The following is an 18673-nucleotide window of genomic DNA, read 5'->3' on the forward strand; positions in this document are numbered from 1 at the left end:
ACGGCGCACGGGGGCTGCCGGGGCCTCTTCGGTCTGCGGTGCCTCGGTCACCGGCGTCGCCTCCGCCACCGGCGCGGTCTCCGCGGACTTGCGGGTGCGACGGCGGCGCGGCTTCTCCGCCTCGGCCGGTTCGACCACGGCAGGTTCGACGACGGCCTCGACCGTCTCCACGACGGCCTCCGGCGTCACGGTCACCGGAGCGGCGGCCGCAACTGCCGGCTCCTGCGCCGCCCCACTGCGCGTACGGCGACGGCGGCGGGGGGTCCGGGTGGCCTCCGGCTCCGACGCCGCGAGGGCGTCGGCGGCGGGTGCGGGCGACGCGGCCTCGGTGGCCGGCGCCGTGGACGTCGTACCGGAGGCCTGGTCCAGGGCCGTACCGCCGCGCGTGCGACGCCGGCGGCGCGGGGTACGGGCCGGACGCTCGCGCTCCTCGGAGCGGGACTCGGAGCGGGCATCGGAGCGGGAGTCGGGGCGACCGCCTCGGCCACCGCGACCGCCCCGGCCACCGCGGCCGCCGGTCTCGCCCAGGTCCTCCAGCTCCTCCGCGTCGAGCCCGGCGCGCGTGCGCTCCGAGCGCGGCAGAACACCCTTGGTGCCCGCGGGGATCTTCAGGTCCTCGAAGAAGTGCGGGGAGGTCGAGTACGTCTCCACCGGGTCGCTGAAGCCCAGCTCCAGCGCCTTGTTGATCAGCTGCCAGCGCGGGATGTCGTCCCAGTCGACGAACGTGATCGCCGTACCCGAAGCGCCCGCGCGGCCGGTACGGCCGACCCGGTGCAGGTACGTCTTCTCGTCCTCGGGGGACTGGTAGTTGATGACGTGGGTGACACCCTCGACGTCGATGCCGCGCGCGGCGACGTCGGTGCAGACGAGTACGTCCACCTTGCCGTTGCGGAACGCGCGCAGCGCCTGCTCGCGGGCGCCCTGGCCGAGGTCACCGTGGACGGCGCCGGAGGCGAAGCCGCGGCGCTGGAGCTGCTCCGCGATGTCGGCGGCGGTGCGCTTGGTGCGGCAGAAGATCATCGCGAGTCCGCGGCCCTCGGCCTGCAGGATGCGCGCGATCATCTCCGGCTTGTCCATGGAGTGCGCGCGGTAGATGAACTGAGCGATGTTCGCGACGGTCGCGCCCTCGTCGTCCGGCGCGGTGGCGCGGATGTGGGTGGGCTGGCGCATGTACCGGCGCGCGAGGCCGATGACCGCGCCCGGCATGGTGGCCGAGAACAGCATGGTCTGGCGCCTGGCCGGAAGCATGTCGATGATCTTCTCGACGTCGGGCAGGAAGCCCAGGTCGAGCATCTCGTCGGCCTCGTCGAGGACGAGCGACTTGATGTGCTTGAGGTCGAGCTTGCGCTGGCCCGCGAGGTCGAGGAGCCGGCCCGGGGTGCCGACGACCACGTCGACGCCCTTCTTCAGGGCCTCGACCTGCGGCTCGTAGGCCCGGCCGCCGTAGATCGCCGTCACGCGCACGTTGCGGACCTTGCCGGCCGTCAGCAGGTCGTTGGTGACCTGGGTGCACAGCTCGCGCGTGGGGACGACGACAAGCGCCTGCGGAGCGTCGGTGAGGTCCTCGGGGGCGGCGCGCCCGGCCTCCACGTCGGCGGGGACGGTGACGCGCTCCAGCAGCGGCAGACCGAAGCCGAGGGTCTTGCCGGTGCCGGTCTTGGCCTGGCCGATGACGTCGCTGCCGGACATGGCGACCGGGAGTGTCATCTCCTGGATGGGGAAAGCGGTGACGATGCCGATGGCTTCCAGGGCCTCGGCGGTCTCGGGAAGGATTCCGAGTTCACGAAACGTCGTAGTCAGGGTGCTGCCTCTTCTGTGTGTCGCGGCGCGAGGCGAGCGCGGGGGTCTTTGACGGACCGTGCCGGGGACGTCGGCTGCCTTACGGGCGGGCCGTGGGGCACGCCGTAGTGCACGGGACCTCTGCCGACGCTCTAGCGCTCGTACCGCTGAGGGTGTCGTCCCTCCGGTCGTCGTACGCACAGTGCCGTACGAGCCGGGAGGGCTGTCGGGTCGGAGCCGATCGGGCCACCGACCGGGCATCCTCATACGTGCGGCCTGTCGAGGTACGCCGAGATTCCACGACGTACCAGCAGGCGCATTACCACCATACCCCGGAATCGTGCACATGTGACGGCCGATTCGGTCACGTCATGGTAGTCACAGCGGTTGACCAGGGGCTTCCACGAGTCGACGGGCGGGCTATTGTGCGCTTCATGACGAGCTCTGACAAGCCTGAGACCGCCTCCGCCGAACCGACCGGTGTCGCCGCCCAGGACTGGGCGCGGGCGGCTGCCGACCCGCACTATCGTGCCGCGGTCGTGGACCTGCTCGGCGCGCTCGCGTACGGCGAGCTCGCGGCGTTCGAGCGCCTCGCGGAGGACGCGAAGCTGGCGCCCTCTCTGGCGGACAAGGCCGAGCTGGCCAAGATGGCGTCGGCCGAGTTCCACCACTTCGAGCGGCTGCGTGACCGGCTGACGGAGATCGGCGAGGACGCCACGCAGGCGATGGAGCCGTTCGTCGCGGCCCTCGACGGCTTCCACCGGCAGACGGCGCCGTCGGACTGGCTGGAGGGTCTGGTCAAGGCGTACGTCGGCGACTCGATCGCCAGTGACTTCTACCGGGAGGTCGCGGCGCGCCTCGACTCGGACACGCGCGAGCTGGTGCTGGCCGTCCTCGACGACACCGGGCACGCCGGATTCGCGGTGGAGAAGGTGCGCGCGGCCATCGACGCCGACCCGCGGGTGGGAGGCCGACTGGCCTTGTGGGCGCGGCGGTTGATGGGCGAGGCGCTGTCGCAGTCGCAGCGGGTGGTGGCCGACCGGGACGCGCTGTCGACCATGCTGGTCGGGGGCGTGGCCGACGGGTTCGATCTCGCCGAGGTGGGGCGGATGTTCTCGCGGATCACCGAGGCGCACACGAAGCGGATGGCTGCGCTGGGGCTGGCGGCGTAGCGCTCTGTGGGGGGTGGTTGCGGGGAGACACGCGGCCTGCGGCCGGTGGGGGCTGGTCGCGCCCACGCGGCGGCAGCCGCACATCCGACACAGCCCCGCGCCCCTTCGGGGCGCGCCTCGGCTCGGGGCGTTCGAAGAGCTACGCCGGGATCGATCGTCGGCGCAGGCGGCGGCCCGCCGGGCGGAGCAGCAGGGACAGGGACGCCGCCGAGACGATCGCCGCGCCCAGAAGAGTGACCAGGACCGCGCCGGGGCCGAGTGCGCTGTGGGTGACGAAGTCCCCGAAGAGGGCTCCCGCGACGCCCGTGGAGAACACCAGGGGGCGGGCCGGGAGTCGGTGCGACAGGCGGTTGGTCGCGGTCCACGACAAGGCCAGGCCGAGCAGTGCTGATCCAAGGACTTCCAGGAGCATCACGAGGGGTCCCTCCCACGGCCGGCCGGTGCTTCACGGTCGTAGCCCGTCATACCCGTGACCTGCGGAATGCAATCCTCCTCTGTGGACGACTTGTGGGCCACATGTGCGAGGCGGACACGGCGGAGCGGACATGGCGGAGCGGACATGGCGGAGGGGCCGGGTGGACGTACGTCCACCCGGCCCCTCCGCGCTGCTGTGGTCAGACCGCGCTGAAGCCGACCTTGCGCACCGTCGGCTCGCCGAGCTCGATGTACGCCAGGCGGTCCGCCGGGACCAGGACCTTGCGGCCGCGCTCGTCCTCCAGGGACAGCACCTGTGACTTGCCGGCCAGCGCGTCGGCGACGATGCGCTCGACCTCCTCGGCGTTCAGACCGCTCTCCAGAACGATCTCGCGGGGCGCGTGCTGCACGCCGATCTTGACCTCCACGGCTATGTCCCTCCGACGGTCAGTGAAGTGCGCGACCTTCCGCGCTGTACGCAGCACACATTAGCCCGGTGAGGGGATCTGCACGCTGCGCGCGAGCACGCCAGGAGCGAACAGCGAACGGGAATTCCGGGCGAGGGCCTCAGTGGTGGGAGTCGATGCCGTGCAGCGGGAAGCCGGCGATGCCCCGCCATGCCAGTGAGGTCAGCAGATGCACCGCCTGGTCGCGCGGGACGGTCCGGTCGCTGTGCAGCCAGGAACGCGCCACCACCTGGGCGAGACCGCCGAGGCCGGAGGCCAGCAGCATCGACTCGGCACGCGGCAGACCGGTGTCCTCGGCGATGACCTCGCAGATCGCCTCGGCGCACTCGGTGGTGACCTTGTCGACCCGCTCGCGCACCGCGGGCTCGTTCGTCAGGTCGGACTCGAAGACCAGGCGGAAGGCCCCGCCATCGTCCTCGACGTAGCCGAAGTACGCGTCCATGGTCGCCCGGACCCGCTGCTTGTTGTCGGTGGTCGACGCGAGCGCGCCGCGCACCGCCTGGATCAGCGCTTCGCAGTGCTGGTCCAGCAGGGCCAGGTAGAGGTCGAGCTTGCCCGGGAAGTGCTGGTAGAGGACCGGCTTGCTGACGCCGGCGCGTTCGGCGATGTCGTCCATCGCGGCCGAGTGGTACCCCTGCGCGACGAATACTTCCTGGGCGGCGCCCAGCAACTGGTTGCGTCGGGCACGGCGCGGCAGGCGAGTGCCCCGCGGGCGTGCCGCCTCTGTCTGCTCGATGGCTGTCACGCCGCCTCCCAAGGTGGTCCACATGCGGATCGCTCCGCGCGGCTATCGTACTTTTCGGTAACCGTGCTGTGCGCGGTGCGAGCGCAGAATTTCACGTACCGGACGACGGCGAAAGCCGCACCGGCAAACCCCGGGGCACCCCGGGAAACGCGGACAGGCCAGGTGGGCCCGCCGAAGGCCGGTCGCGGTCAGCGGTAGTCGTCCTCGTCGAGGGAGACCACACGCGCCTGTTCGACGAGATCGGCCTCGTTGGCGCGGCCCGGGTCCACGCCGGTGAGCGGGTCGTCGTGGGACGGTGTGACGTCCGCGTGCTGCTCCGCCGCGTCGCCCTCCGGGGCCTCGACGTCGATCTCCTGGGCGTCCTCCGCCTCTCCTTCGCCGAGCACGTCGGGGTCGGTGGGGTCGTAGGTCATGGTGGGCTCCCTTCCTTCGAACGTCCCTGCCGCAGCAGGGAAGGCCACAATCGGGTGCCCTGTTTACGAGCGTAGGAGACACCGGATGCGGACGCTATGCCGTGGGAGACCGGTCAGGGCCGTTCGCCCCGGTGGCTGTGTGACGCCGAACACATGAATCACTGTGTGATCGTCTCGTAACATTGGCCCATGTCTTCGACGGAGCTGCCCTCAGTGCCGCCCACCAGCGTGCTCCCCGAGGCGGCAGCGGTCAGAGTCGCGGAGGGTGAGCGATTGCGCTCGGTAGGGCTGCCGGGCGTCACTCTCTCGGTCCGTGCCAGGCCGCCCGCGCGCGAGGGCCTGCCGCCCGCGCTGTACATCCACGGGCTCGGCGGCTCCTCGCAGAACTGGTCGCAGCTGATGGAGCGGCTCGAAGACGTCGTGGACGGCGAGGCGGTCGACCTGCCGGGCTTCGGCGACTCGCCGCCACCGGACGACGGCAACTACTCGGTCACCGGGCACGCGCGCGCGGTCATCCGCTACCTCGACGCGTCCGGCCGTGGTCCCGTCCATCTCTTCGGCAACTCCCTCGGCGGCGCGGTCGCCACCCGCGTCGCCGCCGCCCGCCCGGACCTCGTCCGCACCCTCACGCTCGTCTCGCCGGCCCTGCCGGAGCTGCGCGTGCAGCGCACCGCCGTGCCGACGGTCCTGCTCGGGCTCCCCGGCGTCGCCGGGCTCCTCACCCGCACGACCGGCAAGTGGACGGCCGAACAGCGGGTACGGGGCGTGCTGGCCCTCTGCTACGGCGATCCCAGCCGGGTGACGCCCGAGGCGTTCCGGCACGCGGTCGAGGAACTGGAACGGCGGCTGCGGCTGCCGTACTTCTGGGACGCGATGGCGCGGTCCGCGCGCGGGATCGTCAACGCGTACACCCTGGGCGGCCAGCACGGGCTCTGGCGTCAGGCCGAGCGCGTCCTCGCCCCGACCCTGCTGATCTACGGCGGCCGCGACCAGCTCGTCGGCTACCGCATGGCCCACAAGGCCGCGCGCAGCTTCCGCTACTCCCGGCTGCTCTCCATGCCGGACGCCGGGCATGTGGCGATGATGGAGTACCCGGAGACGGTGGCCGGGGCGTTCCGTGAACTCCTCGCGGCCGCCGTCGAGGCGGGCGACCAACCGGCTGCCCGGACCGTGGGCGGCGGCCCGGCCGCACCGGGGACGGGGAGCTGAGGGGGGAGTGGGACGCCACAGCCGCCGCGGCCCGGCACCCAAAGGCGACGCGGCGGACATAGCGAACGTGCGCGCGGCCCGGCAGCCGGGCCCGGGAGACGGGGGGCGCGGGCCCGCGGGAACGCCGGTTCCGCGTCCGGCCGCCGGGACACCCGCGGGCGGACCGCCGCGCTTCACGGACGGTCCGCCCGCCCAGGGCACCCCGCGCGTGCCCGACGGCACACCTGCTCGGGGGGTGCCGCGTTTCCCCGACGGGACTCCGGCGCATGGTGTTCCGCGTCTGCCGGACGGGACTCCGGCGCATGGTGTTCCGCGTTTCCCGGACGGGACTCCGGCGCACGGCGTCCCCCGCGTCCGCGGTGGGCACCCCCAGCAGCGCGAAGCGGGCGGCGGCTGGGGCGAGGCAGGTGGGGCGGCCGGGGCCGGCCCGGGGGCCCTCGGCACTGCTTCCGGGCCTGCCGGTACCGCCTTCAGGGCGGCCGGTGTGTCCATACCGCGGCAGCGGCAGCGGCAGGGCGGGCCCGGCGGTCCGCGGCAGGACTACGTCGACGCCTTCGACGAGGACGTCGACCTCTTCGCGCCCCGCCCCGGCATCGGCGCCCAGCGGGCGGAGACGTCTCCGCCCGGGTCCGGCCCGCACACCTCCGTGCTTCCGTCCGGAGCCGGCGGCGGTGACGCCGATGACGACGCCGCGCCCACCGGCGCGCCCGCGCAGCCGGGGGGCGGCAAGAGCCGGACCTTCGCCGGGGTCGCGGCCGCCGCCGTCACCACCGTGCTCGCGGTGATCGTCGCCGGTCAGGTCGTCGACGGCCGGAACGCCGGCGGCGCACGGTCACAGTCGGCCGCGGGCGAGACGCGGGCCACCGACGGCGCCGCCTCGCGCGGAAACGGCCGTACCACGCCGTCCGTCTCCGCCTCGCCTGGCGTGGCGACGCTGTCGTACGAGCAGGCGATGGGCGAGAAGTACCCGCTCAGCGCCAGACTCACCGGGTCCGGGAAGTTCACCACCGTGCCCGGAAGCGCGAAGGCGCCGGGCAACGGGCGGAAGTACACCTACCGCGTCGACGTGGAGCAGGGGCTCGGGCTGGACGGGAAACTGTTCGCCGAGGCCGTGCAGAAGACGCTCAACGACGACCGCAGCTGGGCCCACGACGGCGCCCGCACCTTCGCGCGGGTCTCCTCCGGCAAGCCCGACTTCGTGATCACGCTCGCCAGCCCCGGTACCACCGCCAAGTGGTGCGCCAAGTCCGGCCTCGACACGACCGAGGACAACGTGTCCTGCGACTCGGCCGCCACCGATCGAGTCATGATCAACGCATACAGATGGGCCCAGGGCAGCAAGACCTACGGCGACAAGATCCATGCCTACCGGCAGATGCTGATCAACCACGAGGTCGGACACCGGCTCGGCCACGGCCATGTGACCTGCGACAAGGACGGCGAGCTGGCGCCGGTCATGCAGCAGCAGACGAAGTTCCTCGACCACGACGGAATCCACTGTCTGCCCAACCCCTGGCCGTATCCCAAGAGTTGACAGGTGGCTCATACATCACATTGACATGCGCGGAAAGGTCGTACATATTTCTGGGCATGTCGTCCCTTCACGCCTCCGCGCGCGCCGCCATCGAGCTGGCGCTCATCGGCGTGACCGCGCTCTGCGTGGCCGACATTCACTGTCGCTGACGCTCGCCCTCAGGCGTTCGCGTCGCGCTTTCCTTCTGTCGCCGTGACCTGGGTCACGGCTCTCTCGGCGACCTGACGCCCGGGCAGACGTCTGATCACTTTCGTCTCACCCTTCGTCAATCTGTCTCATCAATCGAGACTTGCCTTCCGAGAGGTCGTCATTCCGATGCGTCACCCGTCCGTGAACAGCGCCCGCGCGGCGTACGTTTCGCTTGCCCTGGTCGTGGCAGCGGGCGCCGCCGCGTGCGGGCCGAAGGACAACGATGCCAGCGCCTCCGGTGGCGACTCCACGCCGCACAAGGGCGGCACGCTCACCGTCCTGAACTCCGACCCCCAGTCGGACTTCGACCCGGCCCGCCTGTACACCTCCGGCGGCGGCAACGTGCCTTCCCTGGTCTTCCGTACGCTCACCACCCGCAACCGCGCGGACGGCGCCGCCGGCACCAAGGTCGTCCCCGACCTGGCCACCGACACCGGGCGCCCGAGCAAGGACGCGACCGTGTGGACGTACACCCTGAAGCAGGGCCTCAAGTACGAGGACGGCACCCCGATCACCTCCGCCGACATCAAGTACGGCATCGAGCGCTCCTTCGCCCCCGAACTCTCCGGCGGCGCGCCCTACCTGCGTGACTGGCTGGTCGGCGCCGCCGACTACCAGGGGCCCTACAAGGACACCAAGGGGCTGCCGGCGATCGAGACGCCGGACAGCCGGACGATCGTCTTCCACCTGAACAAGCCCGAGGGCGAGTTCCCGTTCCTGGCCACGCAGACCCAGTTCACGCCGGTCCCGAAGGCCAAGGACACGGGCACCAAGTACGAGGAGCACCCGATCTCGTCCGGCCCCTACAAGGTCGTGAAGAACGAGAACGACGGTGAGCACCTGGTGCTTGAGCGCAACACGTACTGGTCGGCGGCCGTCGACGACCAGCGCAAGGCGTACCCGGACCGGGTCGACGTGCAGTCCGGGCTCGACTCGTCCGTGATCAACCAGCGGCTGTCGGCGTCCCAGGGGACGGACGCGGCCGCCGTGACGACGGACACCAACCTCGGTCCCGCCGAACTCGCCAAGGTCACGGGCGACAAGGAACTCGCCGCGCGCGTCGGCACCGGGCACTTCGGCTACACGAACTACATAGCGTTCAACCCGAAGGTCAAGCCGTTCGACGACCCCAAGGTCCGGCAGGCGATCTCGTACGCCGTCGACCGGTCGTCCGTGATCAACGCGGCGGGCGGCAGCGCCCTCGCCGAGCCCGCCACCACCTTCCTGCCCGACCAGAAGTCCTTCGGCTACACGCCGTACGACCTCTTCCCGGCGGGTGACACCGGCAACGTGGCCAAGGCCAAGGAACTGCTGAAGGAGGCCGGTCACCCGAACGGGCTCACGGTCACGCTGACCCACGACAACGCCCAGAACTTCAAGACGAGCCCCGAGATCGCGACCGCGATCCAGGACGCCCTCAAGAAGGCGGGCATCACCGTCAAGCTCCAGGGCCTGGAGGACAACAACTACTCCGACACGGTCCACAGCGTGAAGACCGAGCCGGGCTTCTTCCTCGCCGCGTGGGGTGCCGACTGGCCCTCCGGCGGTCCCTTCCTCGCCCCGATCTTCGACGGCCGGCAGATCGTCAAGGACGGCGCGAACTTCAACGCCTCCCAGCTCAACGATGCTTCGGTCAATGCCGAGATTGACGCGATCAACAAGTTGACCGACCTTGACGCGGCCGCCAAGCGGTGGGGCGCGCTGGACAGGAAGATCGGCGCCCAGGCGCTGACCGTGCCGCTGTTCCACCCCGTCTACAAGCGACTGGTCGGCAAGGACATCAAGAACGTCGTGATCAGCGACTGGACCGGTGTCCTGGACATCTCCCAGGTCGCGGTGAAGTAGCGCCGTGAGCGAGGCACTTGTCGCCACCCAGGCCCCCGAGGCACCCGCCTCGGGGGCTTCGGGGGCTCGTCAGTTCTGGCGGCGGCTGCGTGCGCAGCGGGCCGCCACGGTCGCGGCGGGGATCGTCGCACTGCTCGTCCTGGTCGCGCTCGCCGCGCCGCTGCTCACCGCCCTGGAGGGCCAGGACCCGACCACCTACCACCCCTCCCTCATCGACTCCGCGCGCGGCGGCGTGCCGATCGGCTCCCTCGGCGGCCTCTCCGGCGACCACTGGCTGGGCGTGGAGCCGCAGACAGGGCGTGATCTGTTCGCGCGGCTGGTGTACGGGGCACGGGTCTCCCTGGGCGTCGCGTTCGCGGCGACCGTGATCCAGGTCCTCCTCGGTCTGGCCGTCGGCGTGGCGGCCGCGCTCGGCGGTGGCTGGATCGATCAACTGCTGAGCCGGATCACGGACATCTTCGTCGCGCTGCCCCTGATGATCATGGCTCTGGCGCTGCTCGCGATCGTGCCGCAGAGCTTTCCCCGGCCCGTTCTGGTCACCCTCGTCATCGGGTTCATCGCCTGGGGCAACATCGCGAAGATCGTGCGCGCCCAGACGCTCACCCTGAAGGGGCTCGACTACGTCGCCGCCGCGCGGCTCAGCGGCTGGGGCGCCTGGCACATCGCCCGCCGTGAGCTGCTGCCCGGCCTGGCCGCGCCGGTCATCACGTACGCGTCCATCCTCATCCCGGTCAACATCAGCGCCGAGGCGGCCCTGTCCTTCCTCGGCGTCGGCGTGAAGCCGCCGACGCCCTCCTGGGGCCAGATGCTCACCGCTGCCGACGTCTGGTACCAGGCGGCCCCGCAGTACCTGCTGCTGCCGGCCGGCGCGCTGTTCGTGACCGTGCTCGCGATGACCGTCCTCGGCGACGGCGTCCGTACCGCCCTGGACCCGCGCGCCGCCTCCCGGCTCGGCGTCGGCGCCGGCCGGGGGCGCGTGGCCCGGACCGCGAAGGAGGAGTCCGCGTGACCGGCTTCGGCGGCTTCCTGCTCCGCCGCACCATCGGCACCCTGGCGACCCTGCTCGCCATCTCGGTGATCGTCTACGTCGTCTTCTACGTCACACCGGGCAACGTCGCCCAGATCACCTGCGGCCCGCGCTGCTCCCCCGAGCAGGTGCACCAGGTGGCCCTGCAACTGCACCTCGACGACCCCCTGTACGTGCGCTACTGGCACTTCCTGCAGGGCCTGGTCGTCGGCCAGGACTACTCCACCGGCACCTCCGTGGAGCACTGCTCCGCGCCCTGCCTCGGCCTCTCCTACCAGACCGACCAGCAGGTCCTGGGCATCATCCTGACCAGGCTCCCGGTCAGCCTCTCCCTGGTGTTCGGCGCGATGGTGCTGTGGCTGGTCCTGGGCGTCGGCACGGGCGTGCTCTCCGCCTGGCGGCGCGGCCGGCTCACCGAGCGGGTGCTGACCGCCCTCACACTGGCGGGCTGGGCCACGCCGGTCTTCGTCATCGGCCTGGTCCTGATGATCGTCGTCTGCGGCGAACTGCAGCTCCTGCCGTTCCCGCAGTACGTGAAACTCACCGACGACCCCGAACAGTGGGCGTGGAACCTGCTGCTGCCCTGGCTCTCCCTCGCCCTCATCGAGGCCGCCTCGTTCGCCCGGCTGACCCGGGCGTCCATGCTGGAGACCCTGGCCGAGGACCACATCCGCACCTTCCGCGCGTACGGCGTCGGCGAGGGGGCGATCGTCGGCCGGCACGCCCTGCGCGGGGCGCTCGCGCCGGTCATCGCGCTGAACGCCAACAACTTCGGCTCGGCCGTCGGCGGCGCCGTGCTCACCGAGACGCTGTTCGGACTGCCCGGCCTCGGCCAGGAACTCGTCCACGCCGTCAGCGTGGTCGACCTGCCCGTCGTCGTCGGCATGGTCCTCGTCATCGGCTTCTTCGTGGTCCTCGCCAACGCCGTCGCGGACGTGCTGTACGCGGTGGCCGACCGACGGGTGGTACTGACGTGAGTCTCGTCCGAGTCACTGATCTGACAGTCGAGTTCGGCGGCCTGCGAGCCGTGGACGGGCTCTCGTTCACCCTGGAACGCGGCGCCGCCCTCGCCCTGGTCGGCGAGTCCGGCTCCGGCAAGTCCACGGTCGCCTCGGCCCTGCTGGGCCTGCACCACGGCACCGGGGCGCGGGTCGGCGGCTCGATCGAGGTCGCCGGCACCGACGTGCAGGCCGCCTCGGACGGCGAACTGCGGCGGCTGCGCGGTGCGAAGGCGGCGATGGTCTTCCAGGACCCGCTGTCGTCCCTCGACCCGTACTACGCGATCGGCGACCAGATCGCCGAGGTGTACCGCGTGCACGCGCGCGGTTCACGACGAGCCGCACGCGCGCGTGCCGTGGAGGTGCTCGACCGGGTCGGCATCCCGGACGCCCGGCGCCGGTCCCGGTCCCGCCCGCACGAGTTCAGCGGCGGTATGCGCCAGCGTGCGCTGATCGCCATGGCGCTCGCCTGCGAGCCCGAGCTGCTCATCGCCGACGAGCCCACCACCGCCCTCGACGTGACCGTCCAGGCCCAGATCCTCGACCTGCTGCACACGCTGCGCGAGGAGACCGGCATGGGCCTGCTGCTCGTCACCCACGACGTGGGGGTCGCCGCCGAGAGCGTCGACCGGGTGCTCGTCATGCGGCACGGGCGGGTGGTCGAACAGGGGCCGGTCACCGCCGTGCTCGGCGCGCCCGCCGAGCCGTACACCCGCGAACTGCTCTCCGCCGTCCCGCGCGTGGACGCGGTGCGCACGCCCGCACAGGCGTCCGAGGAGGTCGAGGCGTCCGAGGAGGTCGAGGAAGTCGTCCTCGAGGCGTCCCGCCTGCGCCGCGAGTTCGGGCGCGGCAAGCGGGCCCTGGTGGCCGTGGACGACGTGTCGCTGACCGTGCGCCGGGGCGAGACCCTCGGTGTCGTCGGCGAGAGCGGCAGCGGCAAGACCACCCTCGGGCGGATGCTGGTCGGGCTGCTGGAGCCGACGGCGGGGGAGGTCCGTCACGACGGCCACGCGCGCGCGGGCGTCAACCCGGCCGTCCAGATGGTCTTCCAGGACCCGGTGTCCTCCCTCAACCCGCGGCGCAGCATCGGCGAGTCGATCGCCGACCCCCTGCGCGCGCGGGCCATGGGGCTCCGGGGGAGTGACGAGGGGCGCATCCGGGCGCGGGTGACCGAACTGCTGGAGCGCGTGGGGCTCGAAGGGGCGCACTACGAGCGCTACCCGCACGAGTTCAGCGGCGGCCAGCGCCAGCGCGTGGGCATCGCGCGGGCGCTCGCGGCCGACCCGCGCGTCATCGTCTGCGACGAGCCGGTATCCGCGCTGGACGTCACCACCCAGGCCCAGGTCGTCGCCCTGCTCGGCGAACTCCAGCGCGAACTCGGGCTCGCGCTCGTCTTCGTCGCTCACGACCTCGCCGTCGTGCGCCAGGTCAGCGACCGGGTCGCGGTCATGCGTCGCGGCCGGATCGTCGAGACCGGGACCGCCGACGAGGTCTACGACAGCCCTCAGAACCCTTACACCAGACAGCTCCTGGCCGCCGTACCCGCCCTCGACCCCGAGGCCGCGGCGCGGCGGCGGGCGGCGCGCCGGGAGCTGGCGTCGGCGTGACGTTTCCGCAGCTCGCAGTGTGACGTTCCGCCGCCGCCGGACCGCCTAGCGCGACCGAACGTCACCCGCACGGGAAAGTTACGCCCGTTCACCCCTTTTGGTGGCGCGATGGACAACCGTCCGTCGCGCCACCGCCTTGTCCGCATACGTTCGTCCCGCTGCGAGCCGCCGAGCCACGGTGGCTCCCCATACGGGAGATCGATCGGGGGTGCACACGTGCGCATCGGACTGCTTACGGAGGGTGGCTATCCGTATGTGAACGGTGAGGCCGGACTCTGGTGCGACCGGCTCGTACGCGGGCTCGGGCAGCACGAGTTCGACCTCTACGCGCTCAGCCGCACCCGTCGCCAGGAGGACGAAGGCTGGCTGCCGCTGCCGCCGCACGTCAGCCGGGTGCGGACGGCCCCCCTGTGGACCGCCGAGGAGGACGGGGTCAGGTACGGACGGCGCGCGCGCCGGCGCTTCGCCGAGAGCTACGGCGAGCTCGCCGGTGTGCTGTGCGCCGGTCCAGGCGCGGACGGCGGGGACGGCGGGGACGGTCCGAACCGTGCGGACGGTTCGAAGGGCGCGGACGGTCCGAGCAGTGCGGACGGGCCGGGCGCCACGGCCGGCTCCGGTACCGCACCCGGTTCCCTGGTGGACCGTTTCGGCGGCGCGCTCCACGGACTCGCCGAACTCGCCCGCGACGAGGGCGGGCTGGTCGGCGCGCTCCGCTCCGACACCGCCGTACGCACGCTGGAGCGCGCCTGCCGCGCGCCCCGCGCACTCGGCACGGTGCGCGAGGCGCGCGTGCCCGATCTGCTCGCCGTCGCCGGCCACCTCGAACGCGCCCTGCGTCCCCTCTCCCTGGACTGGTACGGCGACGACGGCCTCGGCGCGGCCGACCTCTGCCACGCCGCCGCCGGCGGCCCCGCCGCCCTGGCCGGCCTGCTCGCCGGGCACTTCTCCGGCGTGCCGCTGCTGGTCACCGAGTACGGCGTACACCTGCGCTCGCACTACCTCGCCTTCGGTCCCGACGCGGCCGCCCCAGCCGTCCGGGCCCTGCTCGCCGCCTTCCACGGCCGCCTCGCCGCCGAGGTCTACCGCCGCGCCGCGATCATCACCCCCGGCAACGCGCACGCCCGCCGCTGGCAGGAGCACTGCGGCGCCGACCGTGCCCGTATCCGTACCGTCCATCCCGGTCTGGCCGCCGCCCGGTTCGCCGACGTGGGCGAGGCCCCGGACCGCGCCGACCCGGACACGCTCGTGTGGGTCGGCCGTATCGAGCCCGCCAAGGACCTGGTGTCCCTGCTGCACGCCTTCGCGGAGATCCGCAAGGGGGAGCCCAAGGCGCGACTGCGGATCGTGGGCGCCCCGGCGGGGCCGGAGGGCGAGGCCTATCTGCGGCACTGCAGGGCGCTCGCCGCCCAGCTCTTCCCCGACGAGGCCGAGGGTGTGCACGCCGTCGGCGACAACCCGGTCTCCTTCGAGGAGGTGGGCGGCCCCGAGGCGCCGACCCTCGCCGACGCCTACGCGTCCGGCGCGGTCGTCGTGCTCTCCAGCGTCGTCGAGGGCTTCCCAGTGGGGCTCGTGGAGGCGATGCTCTGCGGCCGGGCGACCGTCTCCACGGACGTCGGCGCCGTGGTGGAGGCCGTCGGCGGCACCGGGCTCGTCGTACCCCCGCGCAATCCACGGGCGCTCGCGGAGGCGTGCGTGGCGCTGCTGCGCGACCCCGAGCGCCGTGAACGCCTCGGAGCGGCCGCGCGCGCCCGCGCGCTCGAACTGTTCACGGTCGAGCAGAACATCGAGGCATTTCGCAACATCTACCTGGAGATCGTCTCGCACTGCCCGGTACGCCGGGTCGTCCTCGGCCAGGCGGGCGAGCCCCGGCCGTTCGCCGTCCCCGCCGAGGCTCACGTGCCCGGCCACTGGACCAGCCCCACGGCTCGCGTCGCGCATCGTGCCGGGCCCGGCTGGGCCCAGGGCACCGCCCCGCGGCCCACCCCGGCACGGGCCACCGCGCGCACGGCCACCGAGGGAGCGCGGTGAACGGCGACGCGGCCGGCGCGCCGAACGGCGGTGTGGGAAAGCTCGACCGGCCCGGGCGGCCCGGCGCGGCCGACGCCTGGGACGCACGGTCGCAGGAATGGCTCCTGGGAGCTGACGAGGACGGCTCGGGGGACGCCTTCCCCGCGGACGGGCTCCAGGCGGCCGGCGAGGTCTCTCCGCGCGGTCGGAGGGCTGCCGAGGAAACCTCCGGCAGCCGCGGCTCCGCCCCCCGCCGAGGCGCCACCGCCGACCCCGTCAAGGCGCTGATGCACCGTCACCGCGCGCTCTGCGAGCGGGCCGTGGACCCTCTGGAGATCGCGGCCGGCCTCGAAGCGCACGGCGTCACCGACCGCACCGCCGCCCGCTTCCGACACCGTGACGTCTTCTCGCTCGCCGAAGAGCTCTACGCGCGCGTCCCCCGCGACGAGGCCCCCCACCCGCGCCCCGAACCGGCTTCCGCGCCCCGCCAGCGCGCCGACCTGGCGCTGCGCACGCTCCTCCCGGGCGCCGTGTGCGCGGCGGCCGTCACCGGCTTACGGCTCACCGAGGGCCGCCCCCGCCTCCTGGTGGCAGTCGCCGGCGTGCTCGCCGTCGCCCTGGCCGTACGCCCCGCCCTGCGCCGCGGCCCCCTGGCCGTGCCCGCCCGTACGCCCACCTGGCGCACCGCCACCGGCACGCGCGCGTGGACCTGCTGGCTCCTCGCCTACGCCCTCCTCGGCGACGGCCTGCTGCGGGCCGTCATGGACGGCGGCCCCGACGGCCTCCCGACCGGCGCCGCCCACGGCCCCTGGCCGGTGACCACGGCGCCCCTCCTCGCCCTCACCCTGGCCTGCGCCCCGGCGGCCTGGAGCACCCGCCTCCTCACGTCGAGCGCCCGCCGCAGGCTCGCGAGCAGCCGGGGCCTGGAAGAGTTCACCGGCGCCGTCCAGCCGTTGCTGCTCGGCACTCTCGCCCTCTTCCTCGGCGCCCTCACCGCCCTGCTCGCCCTGTGCGGCGCGGCCCTCGGCGAACCCGCCGGCTACCCGTCGGCCCTCCCCCTCGGCGCCCTCCTCCTGCTCGCCCGGCTCCTCGCCGTACACCACGTCCGGCTGGGCCCCGCCCTCGCCGTCGCCGCCGCCGCGGAAGCGGCGGCCGTGGCCCTCGCCCTGGCCGGCCGGCTGCCCGGCTGGGCCTTCCTGGCCGCCCCCGTCGACGCCCTGGTCGACGCCTGGGGCCCGAACAGCATCCCGTCGCTCGTCTGCGGTGCCGCCGCCCTGGCGCTGCTGTTCCGGGCGGCCCGCACCCTCACCCGGGCCGCGGCCCACGCGCCGGCGGGAGACCCGGAGTGAACACAGCCGTCGATGTCCTCGCATGCCTCGCCGAGCCGTCCCGGCGGCAGGCGCCCGGCACTCCGCCGGAGGCAACCGCACCATCCCTCGAAGGAGACCACCAGATGACCACCTCCCGACCCGGACCCGGAGCGTCCGGAAACCCCGGAGTCGCCGGAGCGCACACCCCGGGAGCCGCGCGATGAGGGTGCTGCTGATCGGGGCCAACGGATACCTCGGCCGCTTCGTCGCCGACCGGCTGCTCGCCGACCCGGCCGTCCAGCTCACCGCGCTCGGCCGCGGCGACGACGCCGACGTCCGCTTCGACCTCGCCACCGGCAGCCCCGGTGCCCTCACCCGTTTCCTCGACGCGGTCCACCCGGGTGTCGTCGTGAACTGCGCCGGCGCCACCCGCGGCGGCGCCCGCGAACTCACCCGGCACAACACCGTCGCCGTCGCCACCGTCTGCGAGGCACTGCGCCGCAGCGGCTGCGGCGCCCGCCTGGTGCAGGTCGGCTGCAGCTCCGAGTACGGCCCGAGCCAGCCCGGTTCCTCCACCGCGGAGGACGCCGTGCCCCGCCCCGGCGGCCCGTACGGCGTCAGCAAGCTCGCCGCCACCGAACTCGTCCTCGGCTCCGGCCTGGACGCCGTCGTCCTGCGCGTCTTCTCGCCGGCCGGGCCCGGCACCCCGGCCGGCTCCCCGCTCGGCCGCCTCGCCGAGGCCATGCGCCGCGCCATGCAGTCCGGCGACGGCGAACTCAAACTCGGCGGCCTCGGCGTCCAGCGCGACTTCATCGACGTACGCGACGTCGCCCGCGCCGTCCACGCGGCCTCGCTCTCCGCCGCCCAGGGCGTCATCAACATCGGCTCCGGCCGCGCCGTCCGGCTCCGCGACGCCGCCGGCGTCCTCGCCAGGGTCGCCGGATACGGCGGCGCCCTGCACGAACTGGACGGCCCGCCCGGCCCGTTGCGCGGCGCCATCGGCCACCCCCGGACGGACGGCGAGCACACCGGCCCGGTCGCGTACCCGTACCCGGACGGCTGCGGCAGCTGGCAGCAGGCCGACGTGCGCTGTGCCCGCGACCGGCTCGGCTGGCGGCCCCGCATCAACCTCGAAGAGTCCCTCGCGGACATCTGGATGGAGGCGGCATGCCGCATCTGACCAGCACCCAGGCGGGCACCGCGACCACCGGATTCCGCACCGCCGTCGGCATCCCCGGCTACGCCCACCCCCTCCTCGCCCCCGCCCAATGGGCCGAACTCACCCGCCCCGGCACCCCCTTGCACTGGGTCGTCCTCGACGTGGCGAACGGCCCCGGCAGCCGCCCCGACCCGCACTGCCTGGAGGCGGCCGGCCGGCTCCGCAACGCGGGAGTCCGCGTCCTCGGCCACCTGGACGTCACCTACGGTGCCCGCCATCACGGTGACCTGATCACCGACGCCCAGCACTTCTACGACTGGTACCGCGTCGACGGCTTCCTGCTGGACCGCTGCCCCACCGAGCGCACCGCGCTCCCCGGGATCCGCCGTGCGGTCACCGCGCTCCGCGCCATCGGTGACGAGCCTCACATCGTCCTCGGCCACGGCACCCACCCCCATCCGGGCTACGCCGAGAACGGCGACCAACTGGTGACCTTCGCGGGGCCCTGGAGCGACTACCGCTGGTCCCAGGCCGCCGAGTGGACCGCCGACTATCCGCCCGACCGCTTCTGCCACTTCGTGCACGGTGTGCCCCTCGGCCACCTCGACGAGGCACTGCGCATAGCCCGCTGGCTGGGTGCCGCCACGATCTACTTCACCGACCGGACCGACCGCTGGGGCCGGGCGGACCCGTGGGAGGCCATGCCCGGTTACTGGGACGAAATCGTCTCGCGGATCGGAACGGGTGTCTCGGAATGAAGAAGCCCGTGGCAGTGTTACAGGGAGAACAACTGTAGTG

At 73.0% G+C, this 18673-nt stretch carries 17 protein-coding genes; 12 read left to right on the plus strand and 5 right to left on the minus strand.

What is annotated here, in order from left to right:
• Positions 1 to 1707 (minus strand): DEAD/DEAH box helicase (locus tag LQ326_RS33985; RefSeq protein ID WP_372497028.1); only part of this gene is annotated, 1707 nt, incomplete at its 3' end.
• 497 nt (positions 1708 to 2204) lie between these two features.
• Between LQ326_RS33985 and LQ326_RS33990 the strand changes: the two genes are divergently transcribed.
• Positions 2205 to 2951, plus strand: coding sequence for a ferritin-like fold-containing protein (locus LQ326_RS33990; protein ID WP_234542919.1), 747 nt, complete (start codon positions 2205 to 2207; stop codon positions 2949 to 2951).
• Positions 2952 to 3090: 139 nt separating this feature from the next.
• On the opposite strand, the gene LQ326_RS33995 is transcribed toward LQ326_RS33990, so the two are convergent.
• The 4 genes from LQ326_RS33995 to LQ326_RS34010 form a co-directional block, all read right to left on the minus strand.
• On the minus strand, positions 3091 to 3363 hold the full coding sequence (locus LQ326_RS33995; protein WP_234542984.1) for a hypothetical protein: 273 nt from the start codon (positions 3361 to 3363) through the stop codon (positions 3091 to 3093).
• A gap of 202 nt (positions 3364 to 3565) precedes the next feature.
• Positions 3566 to 3793 (minus strand): DUF3107 domain-containing protein, encoded by a 228-nt coding sequence (locus LQ326_RS34000; protein ID WP_234542920.1) that lies wholly within the window; start codon positions 3791 to 3793, stop codon positions 3566 to 3568.
• Positions 3794 to 3932: 139 nt separating this feature from the next.
• The gene (locus tag LQ326_RS34005; protein WP_234542921.1) at positions 3933 to 4577 is read right to left on the minus strand and encodes a TetR/AcrR family transcriptional regulator; all 645 of its coding nucleotides are present in this window, start codon (positions 4575 to 4577) and stop codon (positions 3933 to 3935) included.
• A gap of 188 nt (positions 4578 to 4765) precedes the next feature.
• Positions 4766 to 4990 carry an Rv3202a family protein gene (locus LQ326_RS34010; RefSeq protein ID WP_234542922.1) on the minus strand — a complete coding sequence of 75 codons (225 nt, stop codon included), beginning with the start codon at positions 4988 to 4990 and terminating at the stop codon, positions 4766 to 4768.
• 189 nt (positions 4991 to 5179) lie between these two features.
• On the opposite strand from LQ326_RS34010, the gene LQ326_RS34015 reads away from it, so the two are divergent.
• The 11 genes from LQ326_RS34015 to LQ326_RS34060 all read left to right on the plus strand — a co-directional run bounded on the left by LQ326_RS34015 (position 5180) and on the right by LQ326_RS34060 (position 18633).
• The gene (locus LQ326_RS34015) at positions 5180 to 6199 is read left to right on the plus strand and encodes an alpha/beta fold hydrolase (RefSeq protein WP_234542923.1); all 1020 of its coding nucleotides are present in this window, start codon (positions 5180 to 5182) and stop codon (positions 6197 to 6199) included.
• A gap of 7 nt (positions 6200 to 6206) precedes the next feature.
• Positions 6207 to 7733 carry a DUF3152 domain-containing protein gene (locus LQ326_RS34020; RefSeq protein WP_234542924.1) on the plus strand — a complete coding sequence of 509 codons (1527 nt, stop codon included), beginning with the start codon at positions 6207 to 6209 and terminating at the stop codon, positions 7731 to 7733.
• 56 nt (positions 7734 to 7789) lie between these two features.
• The gene (locus LQ326_RS48860) at positions 7790 to 7882 is read left to right on the plus strand and encodes an Ms4533A family Cys-rich leader peptide (protein ID WP_351321593.1); all 93 of its coding nucleotides are present in this window, start codon (positions 7790 to 7792) and stop codon (positions 7880 to 7882) included.
• 166 nt (positions 7883 to 8048) lie between these two features.
• Positions 8049 to 9767, plus strand: a complete 1719-nt coding sequence (locus LQ326_RS34025; protein WP_234542925.1) for an ABC transporter substrate-binding protein — start codon at positions 8049 to 8051, stop codon at positions 9765 to 9767.
• Positions 9768 to 9771: 4 nt separating this feature from the next.
• A complete protein-coding gene (locus LQ326_RS34030; protein WP_234542926.1) occupies positions 9772 to 10776 on the plus strand; it encodes an ABC transporter permease in 1005 nt (334 codons plus the stop codon).
• The gene (locus tag LQ326_RS34035) at positions 10773 to 11771 is read left to right on the plus strand and encodes an ABC transporter permease (protein WP_234542927.1); all 999 of its coding nucleotides are present in this window, start codon (positions 10773 to 10775) and stop codon (positions 11769 to 11771) included. Before LQ326_RS34030 ends, LQ326_RS34035 begins: the two co-directional genes overlap by 4 nt.
• On the plus strand, positions 11768 to 13399 hold the full coding sequence (locus LQ326_RS34040) for a dipeptide ABC transporter ATP-binding protein (protein WP_234542928.1): 1632 nt from the start codon (positions 11768 to 11770) through the stop codon (positions 13397 to 13399). The genes LQ326_RS34035 and LQ326_RS34040 overlap by 4 nt, the downstream gene beginning before the upstream one ends.
• A gap of 216 nt (positions 13400 to 13615) precedes the next feature.
• Entirely contained in the window at positions 13616 to 15427 is a 1812-nt protein-coding gene (locus LQ326_RS34045; RefSeq protein ID WP_234542929.1) for a DUF3492 domain-containing protein, read from the plus strand.
• Positions 15424 to 16755 (plus strand): hypothetical protein, encoded by a 1332-nt coding sequence (locus tag LQ326_RS34050; protein ID WP_234542930.1) that lies wholly within the window; start codon positions 15424 to 15426, stop codon positions 16753 to 16755. Before LQ326_RS34045 ends, LQ326_RS34050 begins: the two co-directional genes overlap by 4 nt.
• Before the next feature lie 181 nt (positions 16756 to 16936).
• Positions 16937 to 17896, plus strand: coding sequence for an NAD-dependent epimerase/dehydratase family protein (locus LQ326_RS34055; protein WP_234542931.1), 960 nt, complete (start codon positions 16937 to 16939; stop codon positions 17894 to 17896).
• The gene (locus LQ326_RS34060) at positions 17884 to 18633 is read left to right on the plus strand and encodes a spherulation-specific family 4 protein (RefSeq protein WP_234542932.1); all 750 of its coding nucleotides are present in this window, start codon (positions 17884 to 17886) and stop codon (positions 18631 to 18633) included. The genes LQ326_RS34055 and LQ326_RS34060 overlap by 13 nt, the downstream gene beginning before the upstream one ends.
• The last annotated feature ends 40 nt before the right edge of the window (positions 18634 to 18673 follow it).

The sequence above is a fragment of the Streptomyces shenzhenensis genome (genome assembly GCF_021462265.1).
Lineage (GTDB): Bacteria > Actinomycetota > Actinomycetes > Streptomycetales > Streptomycetaceae > Streptomyces > Streptomyces shenzhenensis.